We start from the raw sequence: 22,393 nt of genomic DNA, 5'->3' as shown, positions 1-22,393 counted from the left end.
TGAATTAATTATTAACTATAGATCCTATAGTTGTGTTTTTTACTTTATTGTTGCAAAAAAATATGCAAAGGGGGTGTTTTCACGGTGTTTTAAGAATTTTTAGCGACGTAGATTTGTCCCATATAATTTAATAAAAGAATAATCACCGATACATATGCCTAACCAAGAATTCAACTATGCTCCGGAAGACTTATCAGCCTTTGCTGAAACTGTAGGTACTTTTGTTATCTCCCTGAAGAACGGCGAGGTGGTAGAGCATGAACCCAAAGACCTGGAAGGTTTTAGAGCTTGGCTTGCCGAAAACAACATACGCAATATCAACCAGCAGAATTAAATAGAAGGTCTACTTTGATCTATATCCGTAGGAAATTTTTACATTTATAAAAATGTAAAAGCCCTATTTTATGTATCGAAGATCATTGCTGTTTTGTTTTGCAATTGTAGTATTGATAGGTTGTAAAAAAGAAGAAAAACATTATTCCCAAACATATAGCATTAGGTATTATCCCTATAGCGATAGCTTTGTCGCTTATGCTAACCTAGCAATAGGTTATAAAACACTCCCTTTGCCCTCAAAAGAGTCTATTACCTTCGATGGCCAGCCCGCACATAGCATTAATAATGGCGTGTATGTATGGTCGGGAACAGGTAGAGGAAAGTTTGATGCCTCTTTTATCTTAAAAAAAGAACAGAGAACATTAGTAAACAGTATAGCATTGTCTAAAGTTCCCGACTTTCAATTGGTCTGTCCTGATACGGTGTATAAATCCAAGAACCTGATCGTGCGGGTGAAGAACTATGTGCCTGACCCTACACATGTAAATTTGCATTTTGGGAACGATAGAAGAGATGCCGGTAGTATAGTGAAGGGAGATAGTGTGGTCTTTGGTGCTTCTTTTCTCAAGGAGTTTGAAAATGGTCCTGCAAGAGTTCGCTTTAATGAGTGGTTCAAAGAGCCATTGCAAAACAGTGATAATAATTTAGGAGAGCATATAAGATATGATATTGTATTGGAGAAGGCGGTTTGGCTAACAGATTAACCTTGCTACTATGCTTATAGGATAAAAAGTATAGTTGTTTAGTGAGATGGTTGCCTCATCAAAAAAAATATTATTTTCATTGTGTAAAATGAAACCTCACTAAAGAAACCATGAAATGAAAAAAAGTACAATAGTAGCCCTTGTTATTTCAATTGTAATATTTGGCGGTGCCTTTATATACCTAAAGGATAAGCGACAGAAAGCGGATGCTGTAACCACAACCACTACTACCGAAAAAGAAACTCCTAAAGCTGTTTCTGGCACTTATTATGGTATAGATGTCTCTCACTGGAATGGCAATATCGTAGAAGATATCAACAAGATGGACGACCTAAGCTTTGGCATTTGCAAAGCTACGCAAGGTGTGGGCTATATAGACCCCGACTTTGATACCAACTGGAAGGCACTTCGCCAAAAGGGATTGATACGTGGTGCTTATCATTTTTATAAAACAAATAAAGAGCCAGTAGAACAGGCTCAATACTATTACCAACAACTTAAAGGGCATAGCGACGATAGGCAGATGACCTTTATTGTAGATATAGAAGCGGGCAGCTTGTCGGGCAACGAAACTGCAAGTGACGTAGAAAAAGTATTGCTTAGTTTTCTTAAAGAACTGGAAACACTATCAGGCAAAACGCCTATGGTGTATACCAACTATGCCTTTGCCAACCAGTACCTGACCAATGCCACACTAGCAAAGTATCCGCTATGGCTGGCAGAATATAGTGGACAAGCAAGCCCGTCAATACCTGCAGCATGGCAGCAAGATGGCTATACCATATGGCAGAAGACTGACACGCACGACCTGAACAGCTCTAAGGTAGACTACGACGAGTATAATGGTGTACTAGGTGCACTGAATGTGTTTGGAGAATAGGGTGGAGTTTTTAATGTTAGTAATATCTTGAGCAAAAATGCTAGATGACTTATACCTGAAATAATATGCTCGTCCACATAAAGTAGACTGTGGTGTACATAGGGGTGTTTTTCCCCTTGTGTATTGATGTGTAATAAGCTTACCTTCATCATTCAGTTTTTTTACACCATTTTAAAACATAGTCACCATGGACTTTAAGCAGAAGTTGGAACAACTCGGGAAGCAACCCGACATTCTACTAATTATTACTGATGAGCAAACCACACCAACGGAAAACTATCCTACAGGTTGGGAGCAGGACAATTTACACAGCCTTACATTTCTGAAGCAAAATGGTTTTAGCTTCGATCGTGCTTTTTGTAACACCTGTATGTGCTCGCCAAGTAGGGCTACCTTATTTACAGGTACATACCCTGCCATACACAAGGTGAGCCAAACGCTTACCGAAGGTGGCCCACTATCGCCAGCCGAGCCTACACTAGATAGTAGCTTGCCCAATATTATGAACGTACTCTATGGTGCTGGCTATGATGTGCAGTACCGTGGCAAATGGCATATGAGTAAAGGTGCCGCACCTAATGGTGCTAATACCAACTACGATAAGCTAAAGCCTGCCGACCTAGCCCTATATGGCGCTATGGGCTGGCAAACACCCGATGCCGGTGAGGATGTGAACCCGCTGAACTTTGGTGGTGGCTATGCCAACCACGATGCGAAGTACATAGCACAGTCTATACAATACCTAAAGCAAGTAAAAGCACGTAGAGCTGCTGGTGATGATACGCCTTACTGTCTCATCGTATCACTGGTGAACCCGCACGATGTACTCGCTTATCCTAACACGGCAGGGCTGTATGGGTACAAGCCATCGAGCTGGTCGGGTAGAGAGATAGCACTACCTGGTACTGTAAATGAGCAGCTGCTGAAGAATAAAAAACCAATGGCACAGGAGCAGATACTACTAGGCATGAACGGCCTACTAGGACCACTGCCCGATGATGAAACAAAACTGAACTATGTGAACTACTATGCCTATTTGCTAACGCTGGTAGATAAAGAGATAAGCAAACTGATACAAGAGCTATATGCTGAGGCCGATGGTACAAGACTAGCTGATAAGACCATAGTCATCCAAACCTCTGACCATGGAGAGATGGGCTTGGCGCACGGTGGCTTGAGACAAAAAACATTTGTTGCCTACGAGGAGGCTATAAGAGTGCCGATGGTATTCTCTAACCCTGTGTTGTTTGATAGCGGCAAGCCGGAGAACTCCTTGGCGTTGGCTACGCTGGTAGACATTATGCCTACACTAATGGAGATAGCACAAGTAGCCGAGCCGCCGAGTAATCTTGCAGGTACCAGTCTATTGCCTGTAATGGAAGACGGTACGCCTGTGCAGGATAGCATTCTCTTTACGTTTGATGATACGAAGGCGGGCTCTAACAATAAATGGTCGGTAGTGAATGCGGCCAACCGTATACGTTGCATCAGAACAGAGGAGTGGAAGTTTGACTATTACTTTGATGCTATGGGTGCTTATGCCAAACAGTATGAGCTGTACGATCTGGTAAACGACCCGCAGGAAGTGAACAACCTTGCCTACGACCCTGCCTACAAAGAGCAGCGCGATAAGCTGGAGGAACAACTAAAAGAGTTGGAACACAACAAGCTAAGAGTAAGAACAATAGTATAAGTGCTCGTTTGTTTTTATAAAGCAGCCACCTCGTATGAGGTGGCTGTTATGTGTTTGAGAATTACTAAAAGTGATAATGCCCTGCACATCCACAAGATGCACAGTCTCCAAAGTCATTGGCTCGCATATAGCCATTACATCTACTACAGTTTCTACAATGAGATACTGCTTGTGACGTATGGTTGGAATCTTTTATTGCAGTTGTTGTCGTTTTCTGTTTATCAATGTTGTTTGGCCGGCTTACCATTGTTGCTGTTAATACTTGTTTCATGAATGATAAATTTAGTTACTCAAATTTAGGGTATTTCATTACACAAAAAAACACCCACTCTTAACGAAAATTCATTATTGCCTTAATCTGCCTCCTTCTTGCAAGCTTTAATAATTTTCTCAGCTACTGCGTTACATCTATCCACAGATCCAGCTCCTCCCATTTTATTAGTTAGTATAGATAGAAGATGATTAGCAATTTCTTCCTTGCTTGCACCAGACATTGCAAGCTCGCATATTTCTGGTATATAACTCCTGTATTCATCTCTAGGAGCTATATCATTAATGCCAAGAGGATCCCAGTCATGCCATAATATATCATCTATAGTTAAGCATATTGCTCCTTTTGTTTTTATATCATTTATTAAACGGAGTTGCTGGATGTCATCTAGGTCTTTTGGTCTTGGGTTTATTTTTTTGTCAGCGACTAAATTTTCATAAGATATGTATGGTACTTCGATGTTGTTGACTGTAATTGTTTCCTTTGAGGTATAAGCTGTTTTGAAATCTAGCTCTGCCTTTAGTTTGGGGATAATGTCAAGTTCAAAGCTGTCAAACCGATATTTGAAATAAGATTTTTGAGGGTTAGGTGTTTGTTCTTCTTCAAACCTTTTTATGTCTTGCCCCAAATCTTTTAATGCACTTAATAATTTGTAGTAATTGGTGTAAGTGGTATTAAACCAGATGTCAATATCGGGTATGTTAGATAAATGACCATCATCATCAACAGTATGTCTATCATATCCATGAAAAGCTACAGCAACACCTCCCACAGTAAGATATTCAACAGAGTGTTTGTTCAATGCTGCACAAACCTTTGTAATGCTTTGTTTTAAGAGGTCATTCATTATACTGTTACGAAAGATTTACAATGAAAGGTACACAAAAAACCACCCACTCCGTTAAGAGTAGGTGGTTGTCTATAAACATGTATTTGCAATTATAATTTTATCAGCTTGCCTGTAAGGTAGGTGGTGCTGTCTTTGTTTTGTATGTAGTAGATGTAGCCACCAGCGGGTAGGTTTTTCATTGGCACATCTATCTTGCTCTTGCCACGTGGGTAAGGCACTACGTCAGTATCGTATATGGTTTGCCCGCTGATGTCGGCAATGCGTATGCGCAGCTCTTCATCGCGTACCAGATTCAGTTCTATCTTCAGGTTGCGCGGTATAGGGTTGGGGTAGAAGGTAGCGCTGCCATCAAATAGCGTAGTACGTATACCTGCTAGCTTTGCATTGTATCTAAACAGTTCCGATCCGCTGCTCTTACAGTCAGTAGCCGAGAAGTAAAGATCGTCGCCAATGGCAACAAGACCTGCTGGCATACTACCGTTAGCTCCTGGACAAAGATCTGCCATAAGCGTAGGAGCATTAGTGCCATCGTAAGCCCATAGCTCCAAGCCATTAGCACCATCGTCTGCCGCAAAGAACAAGCGCCCTTTGTATATAGCAAAATGTTGAGGATTACTATTACCGTTAGGGTTTATCTTATGCTCCAGCTTAGCTACTTTGGTAGCAGGGTTGTAGCTATAAAGGTGTACGCGGTTTTGATACCTGCCTGCAAAATATATCAGATTGTTGAACTTGATGAAGCCCACCCCCGGAGCAAGGTATACACCACTGGTAAAACCTGTGTCTATATCCGTAACACGCTTTGGTAGGTCTATGCCATCATATTCATACAGCTCTCTACCTGTGTGCTTTTCGTTAGCACTGAAGTATACTTTACCATCGATGATGGTTAGGTTCTTAGGGTCAGAGTCGGCAGCACCTGTATCAATATCGCTTATCATCTGTGCCTGCTGTGTTAGTATATTGTAGCTCCACAGCTCATTGCCGTTGGTGCCATCGTTGGCGGTGAATATAATATTGTTTTTGTAGTACAATACATCGCCAGTAAGGCTACTGTCCGAGCCACTGCGTATGTCGGTCAATCGTTTAGCCAGCTTGTTGGTAATGTCATACTGCCATAGCTCGTAGCCATTAGCAGGGGTTGATGCACGGAAGTAAAGCGTGTTGTTCTGCTCTGTATAGTTGTCTGGAGAAGAACTACCGCCACCTAGGTCTACGTCCCACACCAGTGATGGTGCGTTGGTGCCATCGAAGCTGAATATCTCTTCGCCCGATGCTCCGTTGGTAGCGGTAAAGTAAAACTTGTTGCCCACGCCAATGGAAGGCTTGCTGTACCCTACTGATATTGCATTGCTATTACCGGTATTTAGGTTGTCGGTAAGTTTGGGTTTGGTCATACTATCTGCCCAGAAAAGCTCGCGCCCCGTTGTGCCATTGTTGGCATAGCAGTACACTTTTTTGCCAAAGGCATTGATATACATAGGGCTGGCGCTACCCAAGCCGGGGTTAATATCCAAATTCTCAAAACCAGGCTGTGCCTTAGTAGTGGCAGCAGCACCCACCAGTAGTAATAATAGTAAGCTACGCTTCATCGCGTTGATAATTTTATTAAGATGTAAAAATGTAACCCTAAATATACAGAAATATTACATGGCGCTTACCAAGCGAGGGTTAAAATGCTTGTAAAAAAGGGAGTATATTGAGCGCGTAAATAGCTTTTTAGCATGAAATACCTATATACGTTTGCCCTACTTGTTCTTTTTGTTAATGCCTCTTTTGCCCAGCAGTGGCGCGTGGTAAAGGTGGTTGAAATAGGTAAAAGTATTAATGGAGAGATCCCTGTTGACTCTTTTTTGTACGAGTATAACAGCCCTAATAGAGGTAGTAATATAGGTAGAGATACCATATTGTATGATAGGTATCAGCATTATGAAAGAAGAGGTGATAATAAGGCTGTAAAGCGATATGAATCGAAAAGGACTTATAACAAGTCTAATCAAGTTAGGACCATTAACTTTTCAAGATATCCGTACCCGCAGAATAGTAATAATGTTGCTAAGTTACAGCAATCGGATACTTTAGAGTATGATGAGTGCAGACGTTTGAAATATAGGAGAAGTTATTTCTTTAGTGATATTGGTTTAGAAACCAAAATAACCCGCTACTATTATTCTTATAATGAAAAACACCAGTTAACACATATAAGTGGTTATGTAGATGCTGAGAGACGATCAAACTCTAGTTATAATGATAAAGGAGATATGGATGCTTCGGAATTATATTATTGGAAAAATGGGCAGTATGTCCTTTATTCTACCTCCACATACGATAATATCTATAATGATAAAGGGGAGCTTGTTGAACAGACACACACTGTAACTACAGACTCTACCCGATATGTGACCAGATACAGGGCTCATCGATACAATTCAGATGGATTGCCTATATGGGATAGCTCTGTGAATTGGTATACTTATAATGGTAAGCCACATTTTTTCATTTATAACTATGTCTATAATGATAAAAAGCAATTGATACGATCTTCAGTACGAGATTACCCTAATGGAGATAATGGGTATACAAAAGAAGATGTAACCCAGTATCAGTACACTTCTTTTGACCATATTGATATGCAGACGAGAGTTGTCAAGAGTTATAATATTACAGCAACTCTGCCAGTTTTAGTGGAAGATTCCAGCGTTAAAAAAATGTATTACGAGCCTCACTGGCCTGTAGTAGTAGATACGGCGGTGAAAAGCATTAATGTATTTCCTGTGCCTGCCAAAGACGCTGTTTTTATCCATCTTGATGTAAAGGCTCCTACAGAAGTACAGGCATATATCTATAATGCTATGGGTAAGATGGTAACGCATTTGAACTATATGGCTACAGCCGATTGTAGCAAGCGTGTGCCTGTCGGAGGATTAGGTAGTGGTACTTACCATCTAGTATTACTGGTGGGTAATGAAAAAAGGCAAGGGGCTTTTGTCGTAATACAGTAAAATGTGTTATTGTCGCTAGGGTAATCCCATCTCTTCCGTTTAAAAATGGGTATATTTATAATACTAAAATGCCACCCATGAGATACCTATCCTTATTGTTTCTGCTGCTTTTTATTGCTTTGTCTGTCAATGCGCAACAATGGAGGCCTGTTGCTAAGGTGAATTGGGATAACCTCACAGGCAATCAGTTTGCCTTTAGAGACTCTATAAGATACGGCCATAAAGGTACAATGACCAATGGCAATCCTCAGAACAACGATATAAAGTTTAGCTATGCTCAGACTTATGCAAAGTTGACCAGCAATGCCACTACTACATCTTTATACAACGAAACAAGACGCACTTACGATAATAACAACAATCTGCTAACTGCCAGCAATGAAGGTTGGAGTGGAGGTATGGTAAACGTATGGTGGCAAAAATGGGCAGATACATTTAGCTACGCCAACAACAAGCTGGTTAGGAGGTTGCACTACGACAGGTTGTCTAGCACGGCCAGACCTTACTCATTGATCTACGAAGAGAAATACAGCTACGATGCTAATGGTAATGTTACCATTTACGAAAAAAACAACTGGTCGGCTACGCAGCAAGCCATGCTCCCCTATACAAAGATCTACTATTTGTATGATGCCAATAATAACGTGACAGTAGATAGTAACTTGAAGTATGACGGCAGTCAATACAAAATTAGAGATGTGACCTACAATACCTATAATGCTAATGGGAAAATCGTAGAGAAAAAAAATGTTAGCTATACTGCTACAGGCAGAAGAGAAGGACCTCCAACCATTTATTACTACAACGCTAAAGGCTTGCTTGTTGCCGATACGTCTTGGGGTATTACGATCAATAACATTTTTACATTGTCAACATTTGCCACCTATAGCTATGATGGTAATGACAGGCTCGTACAAGAAGAACGTAAACATATAAATAAGAATGGAGGTGTTACGAATACAAAACTATACACCTATAGCTATACTTCTTTTGGGTATTTGGATCAGTATACCTACACCACCATTAGTGATAATGGTGCAACATCAAAATGGAGTGAAAAGTACTACTATGAGATCGTATGGCCACTGGATGTAGAAGAGATACAAGCGCCACAGCCACGAGAGCAAGACCTTACATTATACCCCAACCCTGCTAGTAATGTATTGCACATCATATGGCGCAAGGAAGACCTTGCTTCTGTAAAAGGGCGAATTGTAGATGTGCAAGGGCGTGTGCTGCAAGAGTGGGATGAAACTTGTAATACTATTTACCGCAAGGCAATAGATATTGCGAGTATGCCTTCTGGCAATTACTTTGTAGAGCTGCAAAGCAACTTAGGTAAAGTGCATCAGCAGTTTACTATACTAAGGTAGTTACCCAACCATTTCATAGTAAAGGGTGTATATTTATATAGATATACTAAAACCCCTACCTCATGCAAAGATCTACATGGCTACTAGTATTATTGTGTTTTATTTCATTTAGTACTGCGCACGCACAACAATGGCGGGTGGTTAAAAAAGTGTATGAAAAAATTTACACAGCAGGTTTGCAGAACAATGTGCACGACTCTACTATTTATCAGTACGATTATAATAAGCAGAGAGGTAGCTCCTTGCTCAACGATACCATAAAGTGCGACTGGGAAAGGAAATATAACCTACTAGGTAGCAATGCTCCTCAAATAACCTATGCCAACTTCTATACCTACAACAACGACGACCAGCTAGTAACGCGGGCACACTATGCGAACGATGGTCTTAATAATAATTGGGGCCTCATCAGTACTGACACCGCTACCTATAGCTCTGGTAAGGTAATGCGAAGAATATATTACCGTATCGTGAATGGGTTTGGGATGAAGCCTTTAAGTCATGATATTTATGAGTATAATGCCAATGGGCAGGTGAGGTCTTACTTTACGGGGAAAAGCGCAGGGAGTAATTTTGCGATTGTCACTGATACAAAGCACTACTACACTTATAATAGTGCGGATCAGCTATTGCTAGATAGCATGTCATATATGTACTTGTCTGTGGTTACATTTTTACCCGGGGCGCAAAATGCCAGCGTGTACGATGCTCAAGGGAAACTAATAGAAAAAGTACGTTATTCTATAGATACTCCTAACAATAAGTTGAATCAAAGAAACTATTACTACTACAATGCACAGGGGCAGCTGGCGGGCGATAGTTTACAAACTTTCTATCCTCCAAACGTTATTTTATCGCAAAATATACACAGCTATACATACGATGCTGCAGGCAGATTGGCTACCGATACATTTAAAAAATACCAAGGCCCTTATCCCCAACAGCTATGGCAAACAGAAATAACTACTTATACCTACACCTCTTTTGGTCGTATCGACAAAATAGAGAAGCGAGTGATTAATGCTTCTGACAATAGCATTTACTATACAGAAACAACCAAGTATGACTACGAGCACTATTGGCCACTGGAAGTGCCCAACGAGTCTCAAGGGCCGCCCCGAAATACAGGCTTGAGTTTATCGCCAATACCAGCTAGCAATATGCTTCAAATTTATTGGCACTATGCTGATGCGGAAAATATACAAGGGCATATCATAGACATGAATGGGCGAACGCTGCTACAGTGGGAAGAAAAAGCAAAGCCATATTATGGCGCTTATTGGTACTCAAAAAAAATAGACATAGCTAACTTGGCATCGGGCAACTACTACCTGGTGTTGCGTACGCGGGTAGGCACATACCATAAGCAGTTTGTAGTAGCAAAATAGCTACTAAGAAACTATGATCGACAAGTAGTATTTGGTCATCCTGTGGTCATCTTTTGTTACGCGTTATCTACTTATATATGGGAGGTGTATATTTATTGTGTTAAAAAATATACAGTCGTGAAAAAACTACAATTACTAAGCCGAGCAGCCCTCTCTTTTGCTCTACTGTTTCACGCTACGACTGCCGAAGCCCAGCAATGGCGCCTCATTGAAGTAGTGAACCAAACAGATACTCCGGCAACAAGTACTAGTAGCTACATTACACAAGACTCTACCACCTACAGCTATAGCCCTACTGCTGGAAGAGGTAGCAGTGTTGACAACGATACTATCGACTATGATGAGATGATAGTATATCAACGAGATGCCAACTCGTTGAAACCAAGCGACAAAAGTACCCGTGTGTATCACAGCAACAATACACTATGGGCGGCAGCACATTTTGGCTACAATACTGCCAGTAGCAATTGGTCGGTACAGACCTGGGATACCCTGTATTACAACAGCAACAAACTGTATCGAAAATCGACCTACACCAATTTGGGAAGTAACATGATGGAGGTTACCAGAGACTCCTTCGCTTACGACGGTCAAGGCAATGTTTCCTTCAAGGAAACAAGCCACAACATGGGAGTAGGCTCCAGCCTTACACCCACCTTCTGGTACTTCTATAAGTACGATGCCAACAACAACCCCATAGCCGATAGTGGCTTGTACTACGACAATGGCTGGTGGGAAACTCAGTTTACCATAGAACGCATGTTTAATGGCTCGGGGAAGATGACCGACCTGCGCACCTATAGTTCTCTTACAGGTACAGGTGGCAAGTTAGAGTTGGTAAGTAGAAGGTATTACCATTATAATGGTATGGGACAGCTAGCAATAGATAGTATACAAACCTACTACCTGCCTACGCTTACCAGAGATCATGAGCAGCGCACCTATACCTACAATGGTAGCGGGCAGCTGGTGAGTGCCCTATACTGGAAAAGACATAGAACCAACAACCAGACACTAGATAGCCAGTTGGTAACAATAAGCTATACCTCGTATGGCAGGGTAGAAGAGGTAGAAACTACCTACTATGTATCGGGCAGTATTGCCAAGAAGGAAAAAACAAGATACAAGTACGAGCAGTACTGGCCTGTTGCTGTAAAGGCTGTTGCTGCAGCTAAAAATGAATTGTTGTTGTATCCTAATCCTGCAAACCATGTGTTGTCTATCTCTTGGAAGACGGCATCGAATGTTTTGCTACAAGGGCGCATTATGAATATGCAAGGCCAAGTAGTAGAGCAGTGGACCGAGCAGGTAAACACTCCGTATCAAAAGCAGATAAATACCTCAGCATTGGCAGCGGGTAATTATTACTTGGAGTTGCACGCAGGAGCAGCTATAGAGAGTAAGCAATTTGTGATCATAAAATAAAAAAAGCCAAGACTGGAAAGTCTTAGCTTCGAATAGTTTATAGTCCCTTATGTGATTGTGAGAACGGGGCTGGCTTTTCCGTATACTTTTTAAAGATTATGTTATAGCACTAGCTGTATAGAAACAGCTAGTGCTTTTTTAATGTAATTAGTAAGTAAGAGTTTATTTAAGAAGCAATGAGTAATGCATCAGCAAATACGCAAGGCTCGTTAGTATCGTTGATCTGTATTAGATAAGCTTGACGAAGAAAATCTTCAAACTCATCATCATGTATTGTTTGGCTGGTCATTACAAAGTCGTAGGCTTGTGGTAGACGAAACCCTTTATTTATTGCTAGCAAAAAGCGCTGTCTGTGCGCTAAAGGAATAGCGGGTAAAAGGTGTCTCCACTTGTAAAATAAAGAACCTGTAATTGCCAGTATGTTGCTCTCAAAATCCTCGTATTGTAACATTTGCTTTGTTTTTGTTAGTACCAAAGTAGGTACATCAATACTACTTGCCCAAAAATTAACAACCGTTAACAATCGGTTAACTAATGCCAAATCATGTGCTAAAGTGCTATGTGCTAAGTGGTTAGATAGCTATAATAGCACTATCTTTATGTTTATGGAACTACAGTTCAGAGCCATGCAGCCTAAATATTGGCTCAATCATATGGCAGAGCAGCTAGGTGTAAAGCCAAGAAATGGAAAGGTTGTTATTCCTTCTTCATTAGGGAAAGGGTACTTACAGCAGTTGCAACTGGAAGAGGAATTGTATGTAACCTTGTTGGATGTGACTCTTAAAAAAGAATTGACGCTTACGCGTACAGCCACAAAAGATGTAGATTATTATCCTATTATGTTCTACATGTTGCACAAGGCTGGCGAGCAAGAAATAGCTGGTGAAGTGCTTAACATAGGTAGCTATACTAAACATGCAGTTTTCTTTCCTTCTCCACATATAGATACCAAATATCATTACGATAAGAATAAACGAATACTGGCACTTACCATTTCAGCATCGGGCAATTGGCTCAAAGCACATATTGATAAGAGTAGGGCATCCATAAAAGAGCAATTGTCAAACGGTAAACCTTTTTTCTTTTTCGAAGAGCTAACACCTGTGCTACAAGAATATGCCAATTTGCTTATGCAGCGTATGAGACATCAATTACCTTCTCGTTTGAGTTTGTCGGCAGCAGCATATGAGCTAATGGATCGTTGCTTTGCTAAGATCAACGAGCGGCTTTTAGGTATTGATACACTAAGTATTCATAACGATGATCTGCAACAGCTTTTTGAAGTGCAGCGAATATTGCACGAGTCTTTTGTAGCACCTCCAACAGTGGCAGAGCTAGCAAGAACTGCAGGTATGGGTGTTACCAAACTACAGCAACTCTTTAAGCAGGTATATGGTAAGAGTATATACCAATATGTGCTCTATATAAAAATGCGCGAGGCGCGTCGACTACTCGAAGAAACCAACTGTACTGTAGCAGAAGCAGGTATGTCGGTAGGGTATGATAATCTCAGTCACTTTGCCACTGCGTTCAAAAAAATATACAATTTCACCCCTAAGGCATTTAGTAAAAAATAACGTTTCGGGTTATTAATTCGTTTTTGTTGGTTATTTAAACCGTAATTGTCGCAATAGTTTTGTGTTACAATCAATATTGATTGAGCTGAAAAACTAATAGAAAATGACTAAAGTATTTGTTACGGCAGGTGTACTACTACTGGTAGCTATTATTATTATGTCCTTTAGAGGGGGTAGGCATCAACGCAGTGGTGGACATAGTGCGGTAGATATGGTAAAGCATATGGAACGTAAGTTGGACCTTACAGAAGTTCAAAAAACTACCATTCTGTCTTCACTAAAAGAGCTGGAGATAACGCGAAATAAAATGAACTTGCTACACGAGGAGTTGGAGCAAAAAATGATGCAGCAACTATCTAATACCTTCTTCGATCAAGAAGAGCTTAATAGATACTTTGAAAGTAAAGAAAGAGAATATAGTACTGCAAGGCAGCAGATGATAGCAAATATGGTTGCAATACATACTGTGCTTACTCCCCAGCAACGCCAGAAGATGAATAAGCTCATGGCAAGCAGAAGAGCTAAACATACTGCTAGAAGATGAGTAAGATGTTGACATTGCTTACAATGCAGTTTAGCAATCCAAAAGGTTTTTTAGGGAAGCTGGTAGGCTGGAGTATGCGCTATAAAAATACCCGTAGAATATGGGCAGCTGTAGACGCATTAAATATACAGCCTGCAGATCAGGTTCTGGAGATAGGTTGTGGGCCAGGTGTGGCAGTAAAAGGAATAGCTACAGCCAAACTTGGTTTTGGAGGACATATAGATGCCATAGATCATTCGGCGCTCATGGTCGATATGGCTAATAGAAACAATAAGCGCCAGGTGAAAGCGGGCATAGTGTCTTTCAAAAAAACTGCTATTGAACAACTACAAAGCAAAGAGGCAATGTATAATGTAGTGTTTGCTATAAACGTGCATTTGTTTTGGAGAGATGTTGTTGCTGTACTTGTTCAGCTAAGGCATCTCCTGTATATAGAAGGTAGTGTGCATTTGTTTTTTCAACCACATTGGATAAAAGATGAAGTGAAATTAAAGCAAGAGGCTTTGGCAATGTATCATGATATGCAAGCTGCGGGGTATGCTGATGTGCAATTTGGTTTCATAAAAATGAGCCCTGTTGATTGTATTCATGTACAGGGTGTTTTCAAAAAAGTTTAGATATGGAAGAACAAATAAAAAGTTGGCTGCTGGCCAATGGTGAGCTATATCAGTATTGGTTTTATTTTGGTACTCTAGCAATACTTATACTGTTGGAAAGGGCAATACCTAAGCGCTTGAATACCGTTCACAAAAAGCAACGATGGGTAGCTAATTTTGGGCTTACAATCCTGAACATATTATTCATGGGGTTACAGCCTGTTAACTTTATTATGGCTGCCACCTTTGCAGGTGAGCAACATTGGGGTTTATTGAATCAATTAACCTCGCCGTTAGTAGTAGTGCTAGTATTAAGTTTATTGTTGCGTGGTTTTATTTCCTTTTTCACGCATTGGATGATGCATCGTGTACCGTTCTTATGGCGTATACATAGAGTACATCATTTAGACAAAGAGTTAGATGTGTCAAGCACAGTGCGTTTCCATCCCTTAGAGTTTTATGTCAATACTTTGGTAGGTGTACCCATGGTTGTGTTGTTTGGACTGTCTCCATGGGTGCTTCTGGGTTATGAATTGTTGGATGTATTAGTGACATTATGGTCGCATGCTAATATATGCTTGCCTCGTAAACTTAATGGTTGGTTGCGTTATATAATTGTTACCCCGGATTTGCATCGCATACACCATTCCTCTTACCAGCCCGAGACGGATAGTAATTTTGGAGCGGTTTTCCCAATATGGGATATACTCTTCCATACTTACAGGACTAAGACAAGGGAGCCTCAAGAGAAAATGGAAATAGGCTTGGAAGAAGTACGTGACGAACGAACCGAACATGTGGGTTGGTTATTGCTATCGCCCTTTAAAAATATAAAACAGAAGAAGCTATAGCGTTTTACATTATATCCGATACTATAGACTCTATCACTATGATCAGTTATTTACCATTTGTAGCAATAGTTCAAATTTATGGTCTGCCACAGTTGTGGTGGATAATACCAGGTCGAAAGCCTGAGGCATGCTGAACCCTTTTTTTACAGCATTGATATAACGATATCGAAGATCGGCAGGGATGAAGGGTAAAAGATGCTCCCATTCTTTATAGGTATCGCCTTTTAGTTGCAGCATAGCCAACTCAAAACTCTCATAATGTAACATAGGTACTAAATGCTTTTTTGCATATATAGTACCTACGTATGTTGTCTATTTTTGGTTTGCTGTCGGTCTTATCTTTTTACTATCTGTGCACTATGTAATAACTGGCTACTCTCGTTGAGTAGCTGGTATACATATACCCCCGCAGGTAGCTCTTGCATAGGTACGGCTATACTATGGCGCTGTTGTGTAGCCATAGTGTGGTGCTCGTATACCTGCTTGCCTGAGATGTCTTTTAATATAAGTTTCACCTTGCTTGCCGTTGGTATTTCTACGTTTACGGTAGTGTTGTTATCAGTAGGGTTGGGGTGTGCGGTTACTTTTAGTGTGGTGATTTTCTTTTGATTGATACCTGTGCTAGCTTGCTGGAGGTCAATAGTGTATATCTCAAGAAACTTATTGGGATATGTTATGCCTCTCGTACTTGTGACGTATAGTTTATTTTGGATGGCCGTTAACTTCCATGGTGTAAACTGCCCATCTTCGATTTGTCTATCTCTATTAGTTAGTTTTGTAAGCTTATTAGTTATATCATCGTATTCGTATACCTGAGTCCCTTTTTCTTCTTCACTCATTGTGAAGTATAGCTTATTATTTTTCACACAAAAATGCATAGGGTAGTAGCCTTCTTTTAATACTTGTGTAAACTCTTTGCTTATAGGGTCAAAGTTATAAAGGTGATATACTTCTTCTCCTGTTTCGTTTCCTGCAAAGTATACTTTATTGTTATAGTTGATAAGCCCTTGCGATACTCCATCATTGTTATACGGAGATAAGTTTTTTACTAATTGTATGCTTTTACCATCGCACTCATATAGTTCATAGCCCAGCTCTTCGGTATATATGACAAGGTATAAATAACCTCCGGCAGATACGGCAGAGTGAATCCCATATCCTCTTTTTACCAACTGCTCTTTAATGCCAGTGCTAATTTGGGTTATTGTCTTATTGGCTATGTTATAGCAGTTGATGTATTCTCTTTTATTAACATCAAAAAAGTATACATTCCCTTCATGCGCTATCACGCCATCTACATTATATTTGTCGTCAGTTAGTTTATTCAGTTTGTTAGTTTTTAAATCTATCTCGTACAAATAGGTTACCCTTTCTCCAACACCTCTTCCAAAGAAGTACATCTTGTCATCAACAAAGCAGTTGTTCATGTATGTCATTAGATGAATGCCTACATCAGCAATCTTCCTTACAGGGGTATACCCATCCCATGTATACAGTCCATCAGTTCCACCTTTATAACCTCCGAAGAAAATACTGCCTTTGTATCCTTGTGCATAAACTAAGCCTGGTGTTACACCATTCATTATGCTTTCCGGTACTGCCTCTATATCACTATATCCGTTATGGTAGTAAAGCTTTTGGTTTCTTATGCCTGGTTTTCGATCTGTAGCAGAGAAAATAAACTTGTCACCATCTGTAGCGCAGCCAGTCATAAAATGATCTAGCTTTTTGTTGTCTGTTATAGGCACTTTCTCTAGCTGATATTGTGCAAAAGAACCTGTAGCAGCAATTAAAATAGCGAGTAACAGGGTGGTCTTTTTCATAGAAATGGCTTTTGGTGACATATGTTAATCCGATGAAGGTATTAAAATAAGATTAAAGTGTCAAGGGTTTATTGGTTTTAGATGCTCATAGCTCTACCTGTTAGTATTTGCAATAAATGCAAAAAAGGTGCCGAATTGCTCCAGCACCCTCTCTCTCTTAACGTTTTAGAAGTTTATTGTTTTATCAGTTTGTCGCTCTTAAGTATGCTGCCCTGTTCGTTGCTTAGTTGTAGTAGATACATGCCCTTGGCCAGTTGCTGTGTAGGTAGTACTATAGTGTGTTGTCCGTTATTGTACTCAGTAGCTGGGTTAGTATATACCACACGCCCATTTATATCTACAAGCTGTATAGCAATGCTCTGCGCTTTTTCTAGGAATACATTTAAAGTAGCTGTGGAGCTGGTAGGGTTGGGGTAGAGGGTGGTAGCTATTGTTGTCATTTGTTTTTGAGCTACTGTGGTAGGTTTTATGGGTAGGTTGTATAGCGGAATACGGCCCATATCGTTACTGTCTACCCAGCGACTCTGAGAAATACCCTGATAAGTTGAGAAGTACATATAACTGCCCCATTCAATAAAGTTGTCGGGCCCGAAACCGTAATATTGCTTGCCATATGCGGTAAGCTGCAATACGGTATCGTTGGCAGCATCGTACTGAAATATCTGTGTGCCGTCCGGGTAGTGCTCTGCTTGGAAGTATAGCTTATTATTGACTACTCTAAAGTTTCTTGGCTTGCTACCGTTCTTGCCGTTAATGTTTTTGGTTAGTTGTGTAAGATTGGTATACGGGTTGAAGCTAAAGAGATCAGTAGGGGTGAATACGGTACTATCTACTGCGGCACTGAAAAACAAACTGCTGTCGTAGCTGATCAATGTTGTGCCAAAGGTGCCTTTAATATTACTACCTGCTGTTTTTATTGTATTGATCCATTTTATACCCACGCCTTCTTCATAAGCATATATATGTGTGTCGGAACGAAGAGAACTATGTGCGGTGAAAAATAAATAATTGCCCACCACCATCATATGGAATGGGCTATAGGTATCGTTGGTATTAATGCCAACAGTTACTAGGGATACACTATTGTTTTGAGGGTCGTAATAGCTGAATGGTTTCCCTTTCACGCCCAATTCGCTGATGTAGACTTTGTTCTTGTAAACTATAAGCCCACCTTCGTAGTAGGTTTTGCTAGGTGTTAGGTTTTGTATGCTGTTGTTTTGAGTGTTCAGTTTATACAATCTGCCATTTTGTGTAGGGGTAATAGTGCCATTGTGCCCCATGAAAAAAAGCGTATCTCCTACAAAGGTATAGGGCGGCTGTAGTGAGCCCATAGGTGTTATGAGCCCTTCGGTGACCACTTTTTTTATCGTGTCCGTTCCGTTCCAGCTACATAGGGAGTTGGTAATATTGTTTGACCCGCTAAAGTATATTTTACCATCATGCACCTGTGGTATCAGGTAGGTGATGTTGTTTACCCCGCGCAAAATACTGTCAGGCACTCTATAGGCTTTGTTGTTCGTACTATCGTAGTAGCAAAGTACAAAGTCATTTACACTGCTTGTTTTGTTGGCTCTGAATATCAGTTTGTCGCCCAATGCTACAAATTGCGTAGGGCGCCAGATGTTTTTCATGGTACTATCGTACGATACATTTTGCGGCGTAAAAGGTAGGTTTTGCGCAAAGGCTACAGTACTACCTAGCAGCAGGGATATGAATAAAAGTATACGATTCATATGTTAGGGTATTTTGTAGATCATAAAATTACCGGAAATGTTTATCGTAGCCAAGTTATGATAAGCTTATACGTTCATTTCAAGAGTGGATTTTGTACATTCACAAAAAATAAATTCCTATGAAGCGCCTATCTCTATTATTCGCTCTTCTTTGTTTGGTTGGCAGTGTGCAGGCACAACAATGGCGGCTGATGTCGATAGATATTGATTCTTTTGTTTGGGTCAATTTGCCTCAAGGACCTACTTCGTATCATTTCAGGCATTGGCAAAAAACAGAGTTTACTTACGACCACAGTACTGTAAGAGGTAGCTCGCTCAATAATGACTCTATTGCCTACGATAAAAAGTATATACGTATAAGGGAGAGTTTTACCTCCAACCATTATAAGCGCGATGACGAATATTATAGGTATTACGATAGCCAAAATCATTTGTTGGAAGAGTTGAGATATGTGCTAGGTGGTACTCACTTGCAACATCGTGATTCTTTTTACTATGATAGCTTAGGCAATGTAATAGAAAAAGTGTGGTATGATACTACACTACAACCTGATACTAGTTATCTACCACAATATAAGTTTACGTACACTTACGATAGTATGGGGAGGTTATTAAGAGCAGATGAGCGTACTTGGAAGAATAGTGCATTCGACCCGCCACACAGTATTTTTATTCGTGCCTATGATAGTTTGGGTGGGCTTATAAAAGATAGTGTTAGTTATACTAAGGGAGGGGCAGCCCCGTCTATCTACTATTATGAGAATACTTACGATTCGCAAAACAGAATTATAGCAAAACTCAAATATATTTATAACACAAGCTTAGGAAAGCCCACATTGCATACAAGATATTACTACACTTACGATGCCTTGGGTAGATTAATAAAAGATAGTTCTCAAATATCTTTCAGTGGTTATGAGGTGCAGACACACGCTTACAAATACGATTCGCAAAACAGGTTGATAACAGATACGTTCTATCGCTCCAAATTCTATAGAAAGGTGAATACCTATTACTATACCAATTTTGGTTATCTGAGTGAGGTTAGAAGAACCTATATGCCAGCACCCAACTATAAGTCGGAGCAAGATTATACAGGACGAACAAGATATACTTACTCCTACTGGCCATTAAGCGTAGCTTCTGCCAGTCAAAATGATCAGGGACAGTTGTTGGTCTTTCCTAATCCGGCAAATAATATATTGCAACTACAGTGGAGTAGTGGTGTGCATAGCGAAAAGGTGCAAGGCCGTATTGTAGATATACAAGGTAATATAGTGGGGCAATGGGAAGATGCTGGCACTGAACAGTATCATAAGTATTTGCCTATTAGTCATCTTGCTGCAGGGCTCTATATTGTAGAGTTGCAAACTGGGGGTAAAGCTATCCGAAAACGTTTTGAGGTAGCCAAATAATCGTAATGGCTACCTTTCTTTTATACAGAAAGTGTAGTTAGTTTGTCTCCACGGTCTCTGTCATTGGTAAGTAGGCTTATTATTCCTTCACCAGTCTGCCTTTGCTTTGCACATTGCCATTGCTATTAGTAATATAGTATAGATAAACACCAGTTGCCAATGAGCTTGTAGGTAATGTTATGTTGTGTTGCCCACTATTGTATTGCCTTGCTTCTTTTTGGTACACAACACGCCCTGTTGCATCAGTAAGTGCAATAGCAATGCGTTGTGTTTTGTCTAAACTTAACCCAAGCATTGCATCACCCGTAGTAGGGTTGGGGTAGAGGGTGGTAGTGAGTTTATTAAGAGTCGCTCTTGGTATATATATGTAAGTAAACTCTCTAACTGCGAATACTCCTAGCTTTTTAATTTGCTTGCGTGTAAGCGTAATATGGTTCCCGTTAGAATTGGCATTACTTGAACCTTGTTTATCCCATAGGTTTTGGTTGTAGCAACTCATAAAAACATCCTTGCGATTTAGGTTGTTGGTTTCCATGCTTGGTGTCCAGTATAGAGTTAAGTCGATAGTAATATTAGTAGTATCTGTACTGGTTACCAACCAGCTACTCTCTACCGATGCAAATTGATGTGCTACATTAATACCATGTGTTCCTTGAGATAATAGTGTGCTATCTACCCCTATAGCAAAGGTATGTGCAGTAGCAGCATTGTTCTTTAACACAGCAGGCGTATAGCCAAATTTCTTAGTGCCCACAGGAAAAAACAAACTGTCATTTGGTGCTAATGTTTGGGTAACACCACCACCTAGAGAGGTAAGTATAAAGCTGCTATCGCTACCACCACTTATATTGCCAGTCGGTCTTATTTCTAGCGTGGCAAAATTGATGTCTAGTCGCCCGCGTTGTAGGTTCAGTTCATTATGCACAACCAAGCCTAAGGGTAAGTATAGCCTAGCGAGTTTATTGGTTGTATTGATGGTGAAGTTTTTTACATGGTTGTCCAGTATGTTGCTGATTTTTTCTTGATAAAAGGGTATGCCATTGCTTAAGCCATTGTGTGTAGCTATAGTAATGCTACTATTGGTATCTCCACTTATACTACCATCGGGCTGTGTGGCTAGTTGTGCCGTATCTACAAAGCTTAGGTGATGCCCATTAAGCATGAGCCTGCCAGCATTCAGGTAAAGTACTTTGTCAATAGTTAGGTCTTTGGTAAGCTTTATGCCACTATCCTTGCTTAGCAATACTATGGTAATTTGCTGCACATTAGGGTGGTAGAGTAGAGGGTTGGCATCGTATACCCCGTAGTTGTTCTGTACAAAGTTGAAGCGGCTGGGATAGTTAACAGTACCACTAGTACCTTGATGTAAGATGCCTCCTGATGAACTTATAGTACTATTGCCAGCAATGGTAAGGCTGCCTTGGTTTACTTTTATGCTATCGCGTAGTAAGCGTAAATTTTGGCTGACATTTATACTGGCAGCACTATTGATGTTTAGGTCGCCCAAAGAAAGGTTAGGGGTGGTTATCTGTCCATTAAAATTCCACGCGGTGGATACAATGAGTACAGTATCTACCATAATGATACCACTACCCGATAGTGTTCCTTGTCCAAAATATAACCCGCGACTAACGCTATTATTGAGTGTGCCGTTTACCTCTAGAAGATTGCCTGCTCTAATGGTCGCAATACTAGTGTCTAGCAATATGGTAATGCCCTGAGGAATGATGATGGTGTCTTTATCAAGTTCTATGGGAGGGATGTTCCCACCCGTCCAAGTGGTAGCGTTGGTATAGTTACCAGAATTACTTGCGGTGTATATTGTAGCTGCGGCTTTGTGACAAAGTATAGCGGTCAATAGTAGGTTGCTAAGTAATAGTTGCTTTAGGGTAGCGGTCATGTCCTTTTGTTGGGTTGTGTAAATATACTTAT

21 protein-coding genes are annotated in these 22,393 nt (G+C 40.4%); 13 read left to right on the top strand and 8 right to left on the bottom strand.

Translation table 11 applies throughout. From position 1 onward, the window contains the following. Positions 1–154: 154 nt before the first annotated feature. The 4 genes from R2800_08260 to R2800_08245 all read left to right on the top strand — a co-directional run bounded on the left by R2800_08260 (position 155) and on the right by R2800_08245 (position 3,613). Positions 155–334: a hypothetical protein gene (locus R2800_08260; GenBank protein MEZ5017033.1), complete on the top strand. Its 180-nt coding sequence runs from the start codon at positions 155–157 to the stop codon at positions 332–334. Between the two features lie 70 nt (positions 335–404). Then, positions 405–1,040: a hypothetical protein gene (locus R2800_08255; GenBank protein ID MEZ5017032.1), complete on the top strand. Its 636-nt coding sequence runs from the start codon at positions 405–407 to the stop codon at positions 1,038–1,040. A gap of 115 nt (positions 1,041–1,155) precedes the next feature. After that, positions 1,156–1,920, top strand: a complete 765-nt coding sequence (locus R2800_08250; GenBank protein ID MEZ5017031.1) for a GH25 family lysozyme — start codon at positions 1,156–1,158, stop codon at positions 1,918–1,920. Positions 1,921–2,107: 187 nt separating this feature from the next. Next, positions 2,108–3,613: a sulfatase-like hydrolase/transferase gene (locus R2800_08245; protein ID MEZ5017030.1), complete on the top strand. Its 1,506-nt coding sequence runs from the start codon at positions 2,108–2,110 to the stop codon at positions 3,611–3,613. Positions 3,614–3,677: 64 nt separating this feature from the next. Here the strand turns inward: R2800_08245 and R2800_08240 are convergent, their stop codons facing one another. From R2800_08240 to R2800_08230, 3 genes are all read right to left on the bottom strand, one after another. Next, complete coding sequence (locus R2800_08240) at positions 3,678–3,884, bottom strand: hypothetical protein (protein MEZ5017029.1); 207 nt, start codon at positions 3,882–3,884, stop codon at positions 3,678–3,680. A gap of 82 nt (positions 3,885–3,966) precedes the next feature. Further along, positions 3,967–4,731, bottom strand: a complete 765-nt coding sequence (locus tag R2800_08235) for a hypothetical protein (GenBank protein ID MEZ5017028.1) — start codon at positions 4,729–4,731, stop codon at positions 3,967–3,969. 92 nt (positions 4,732–4,823) lie between these two features. Beyond that, positions 4,824–6,326 (bottom strand): T9SS type A sorting domain-containing protein, encoded by a 1,503-nt coding sequence (locus tag R2800_08230; protein MEZ5017027.1) that lies wholly within the window; start codon positions 6,324–6,326, stop codon positions 4,824–4,826. A gap of 132 nt (positions 6,327–6,458) precedes the next feature. On the opposite strand from R2800_08230, the gene R2800_08225 reads away from it, so the two are divergent. From R2800_08225 to R2800_08210, 4 genes are all read left to right on the top strand, one after another. Further along, complete coding sequence (locus R2800_08225; GenBank protein ID MEZ5017026.1) at positions 6,459–7,736, top strand: hypothetical protein; 1,278 nt, start codon at positions 6,459–6,461, stop codon at positions 7,734–7,736. 77 nt (positions 7,737–7,813) lie between these two features. Beyond that, a complete protein-coding gene (locus R2800_08220; GenBank protein ID MEZ5017025.1) occupies positions 7,814–9,109 on the top strand; it encodes a T9SS type A sorting domain-containing protein in 1,296 nt (431 codons plus the stop codon). 62 nt (positions 9,110–9,171) lie between these two features. Beyond that, the gene (locus tag R2800_08215; GenBank protein MEZ5017024.1) at positions 9,172–10,497 is read left to right on the top strand and encodes a hypothetical protein; all 1,326 of its coding nucleotides are present in this window, start codon (positions 9,172–9,174) and stop codon (positions 10,495–10,497) included. Positions 10,498–10,614: 117 nt separating this feature from the next. Beyond that, a complete protein-coding gene (locus tag R2800_08210) occupies positions 10,615–11,922 on the top strand; it encodes a T9SS type A sorting domain-containing protein (GenBank protein ID MEZ5017023.1) in 1,308 nt (435 codons plus the stop codon). Positions 11,923–12,088: 166 nt separating this feature from the next. Here R2800_08210 and R2800_08205 read toward each other — a convergent pair whose 3' ends face one another. Then, positions 12,089–12,373: a hypothetical protein gene (locus R2800_08205; protein ID MEZ5017022.1), complete on the bottom strand. Its 285-nt coding sequence runs from the start codon at positions 12,371–12,373 to the stop codon at positions 12,089–12,091. Between the two features lie 154 nt (positions 12,374–12,527). On the opposite strand from R2800_08205, the gene R2800_08200 reads away from it, so the two are divergent. The 4 genes from R2800_08200 (at position 12,528) to R2800_08185 (ending at position 15,490) form a co-directional block, all read left to right on the top strand. Beyond that, positions 12,528–13,499 carry an AraC family transcriptional regulator gene (locus R2800_08200; GenBank protein MEZ5017021.1) on the top strand — a complete coding sequence of 324 codons (972 nt, stop codon included), beginning with the start codon at positions 12,528–12,530 and terminating at the stop codon, positions 13,497–13,499. Between the two features lie 103 nt (positions 13,500–13,602). Then, on the top strand, positions 13,603–14,043 hold the full coding sequence (locus tag R2800_08195; protein MEZ5017020.1) for a Spy/CpxP family protein refolding chaperone: 441 nt from the start codon (positions 13,603–13,605) through the stop codon (positions 14,041–14,043). Then, positions 14,040–14,660: a class I SAM-dependent methyltransferase gene (locus R2800_08190; GenBank protein MEZ5017019.1), complete on the top strand. Its 621-nt coding sequence runs from the start codon at positions 14,040–14,042 to the stop codon at positions 14,658–14,660. The genes R2800_08195 and R2800_08190 overlap by 4 nt, the downstream gene beginning before the upstream one ends. 2 nt (positions 14,661–14,662) lie before the next feature. Beyond that, the gene (locus R2800_08185) at positions 14,663–15,490 is read left to right on the top strand and encodes a sterol desaturase family protein (protein MEZ5017018.1); all 828 of its coding nucleotides are present in this window, start codon (positions 14,663–14,665) and stop codon (positions 15,488–15,490) included. 42 nt (positions 15,491–15,532) lie between these two features. On the opposite strand, the gene R2800_08180 is transcribed toward R2800_08185, so the two are convergent. The 3 genes from R2800_08180 to R2800_08170 form a co-directional block, all read right to left on the bottom strand. Next, positions 15,533–15,757: a hypothetical protein gene (locus R2800_08180; protein MEZ5017017.1), complete on the bottom strand. Its 225-nt coding sequence runs from the start codon at positions 15,755–15,757 to the stop codon at positions 15,533–15,535. A 68-nt stretch (positions 15,758–15,825) separates the two neighbouring features. After that, on the bottom strand, positions 15,826–17,313 hold the full coding sequence (locus tag R2800_08175) for a T9SS type A sorting domain-containing protein (GenBank protein ID MEZ5017016.1): 1,488 nt from the start codon (positions 17,311–17,313) through the stop codon (positions 15,826–15,828). A gap of 173 nt (positions 17,314–17,486) precedes the next feature. Then, positions 17,487–19,046 carry a T9SS type A sorting domain-containing protein gene (locus R2800_08170; protein ID MEZ5017015.1) on the bottom strand — a complete coding sequence of 520 codons (1,560 nt, stop codon included), beginning with the start codon at positions 19,044–19,046 and terminating at the stop codon, positions 17,487–17,489. A 119-nt stretch (positions 19,047–19,165) separates the two neighbouring features. Here R2800_08170 and R2800_08165 point away from each other — a divergent pair, with 119 nt between their 5' ends. Next, positions 19,166–20,461, top strand: a complete 1,296-nt coding sequence (locus R2800_08165) for a T9SS type A sorting domain-containing protein (protein ID MEZ5017014.1) — start codon at positions 19,166–19,168, stop codon at positions 20,459–20,461. A 79-nt stretch (positions 20,462–20,540) separates the two neighbouring features. Here R2800_08165 and R2800_08160 read toward each other — a convergent pair whose 3' ends face one another. Then, positions 20,541–22,361 carry a T9SS type A sorting domain-containing protein gene (locus R2800_08160; GenBank protein MEZ5017013.1) on the bottom strand — a complete coding sequence of 607 codons (1,821 nt, stop codon included), beginning with the start codon at positions 22,359–22,361 and terminating at the stop codon, positions 20,541–20,543. Positions 22,362–22,393 lie beyond the last annotated feature (32 nt).

The organism is Flavipsychrobacter sp., assembly GCA_041392855.1.
In the GTDB taxonomy this organism is placed as follows: domain Bacteria; phylum Bacteroidota; class Bacteroidia; order Chitinophagales; family Chitinophagaceae; genus UBA5543.
Note: the sequence above shows the minus strand (reverse complement) of the source record. Positions and strands in the feature narration are given on the sequence as shown.

Coding starts and splice junctions, on each gene's coding strand:
- R2800_08175 (MEZ5017016.1), bottom strand. CDS start 17,313: ATGAAAAAGACCACCCTGTTACTCGCTATTTTAATTGCTGCTACAGGT.
- R2800_08190 (MEZ5017019.1), top strand. CDS start 14,040: ATGAGTAAGATGTTGACATTGCTTACAATGCAGTTTAGCAATCCAAAA.
- R2800_08235 (MEZ5017028.1), bottom strand. CDS start 4,731: ATGAATGACCTCTTAAAACAAAGCATTACAAAGGTTTGTGCAGCATTG.
- R2800_08180 (MEZ5017017.1), bottom strand. CDS start 15,757: ATGTTACATTATGAGAGTTTTGAGTTGGCTATGCTGCAACTAAAAGGC.
- R2800_08195 (MEZ5017020.1), top strand. CDS start 13,603: ATGACTAAAGTATTTGTTACGGCAGGTGTACTACTACTGGTAGCTATT.
- R2800_08185 (MEZ5017018.1), top strand. CDS start 14,663: ATGGAAGAACAAATAAAAAGTTGGCTGCTGGCCAATGGTGAGCTATAT.
- R2800_08260 (MEZ5017033.1), top strand. CDS start 155: ATGCCTAACCAAGAATTCAACTATGCTCCGGAAGACTTATCAGCCTTT.
- R2800_08255 (MEZ5017032.1), top strand. CDS start 405: ATGTATCGAAGATCATTGCTGTTTTGTTTTGCAATTGTAGTATTGATA.
- R2800_08170 (MEZ5017015.1), bottom strand. CDS start 19,046: ATGAATCGTATACTTTTATTCATATCCCTGCTGCTAGGTAGTACTGTA.
- R2800_08245 (MEZ5017030.1), top strand. CDS start 2,108: ATGGACTTTAAGCAGAAGTTGGAACAACTCGGGAAGCAACCCGACATT.
- R2800_08230 (MEZ5017027.1), bottom strand. CDS start 6,326: ATGAAGCGTAGCTTACTATTATTACTACTGGTGGGTGCTGCTGCCACT.
- R2800_08250 (MEZ5017031.1), top strand. CDS start 1,156: ATGAAAAAAAGTACAATAGTAGCCCTTGTTATTTCAATTGTAATATTT.
- R2800_08240 (MEZ5017029.1), bottom strand. CDS start 3,884: ATGAAACAAGTATTAACAGCAACAATGGTAAGCCGGCCAAACAACATT.
- R2800_08215 (MEZ5017024.1), top strand. CDS start 9,172: ATGCAAAGATCTACATGGCTACTAGTATTATTGTGTTTTATTTCATTT.
- R2800_08160 (MEZ5017013.1), bottom strand. CDS start 22,361: ATGACCGCTACCCTAAAGCAACTATTACTTAGCAACCTACTATTGACC.
- R2800_08225 (MEZ5017026.1), top strand. CDS start 6,459: ATGAAATACCTATATACGTTTGCCCTACTTGTTCTTTTTGTTAATGCC.
- R2800_08220 (MEZ5017025.1), top strand. CDS start 7,814: ATGAGATACCTATCCTTATTGTTTCTGCTGCTTTTTATTGCTTTGTCT.
- R2800_08165 (MEZ5017014.1), top strand. CDS start 19,166: ATGAAGCGCCTATCTCTATTATTCGCTCTTCTTTGTTTGGTTGGCAGT.
- R2800_08200 (MEZ5017021.1), top strand. CDS start 12,528: ATGGAACTACAGTTCAGAGCCATGCAGCCTAAATATTGGCTCAATCAT.
- R2800_08205 (MEZ5017022.1), bottom strand. CDS start 12,373: ATGTTACAATACGAGGATTTTGAGAGCAACATACTGGCAATTACAGGT.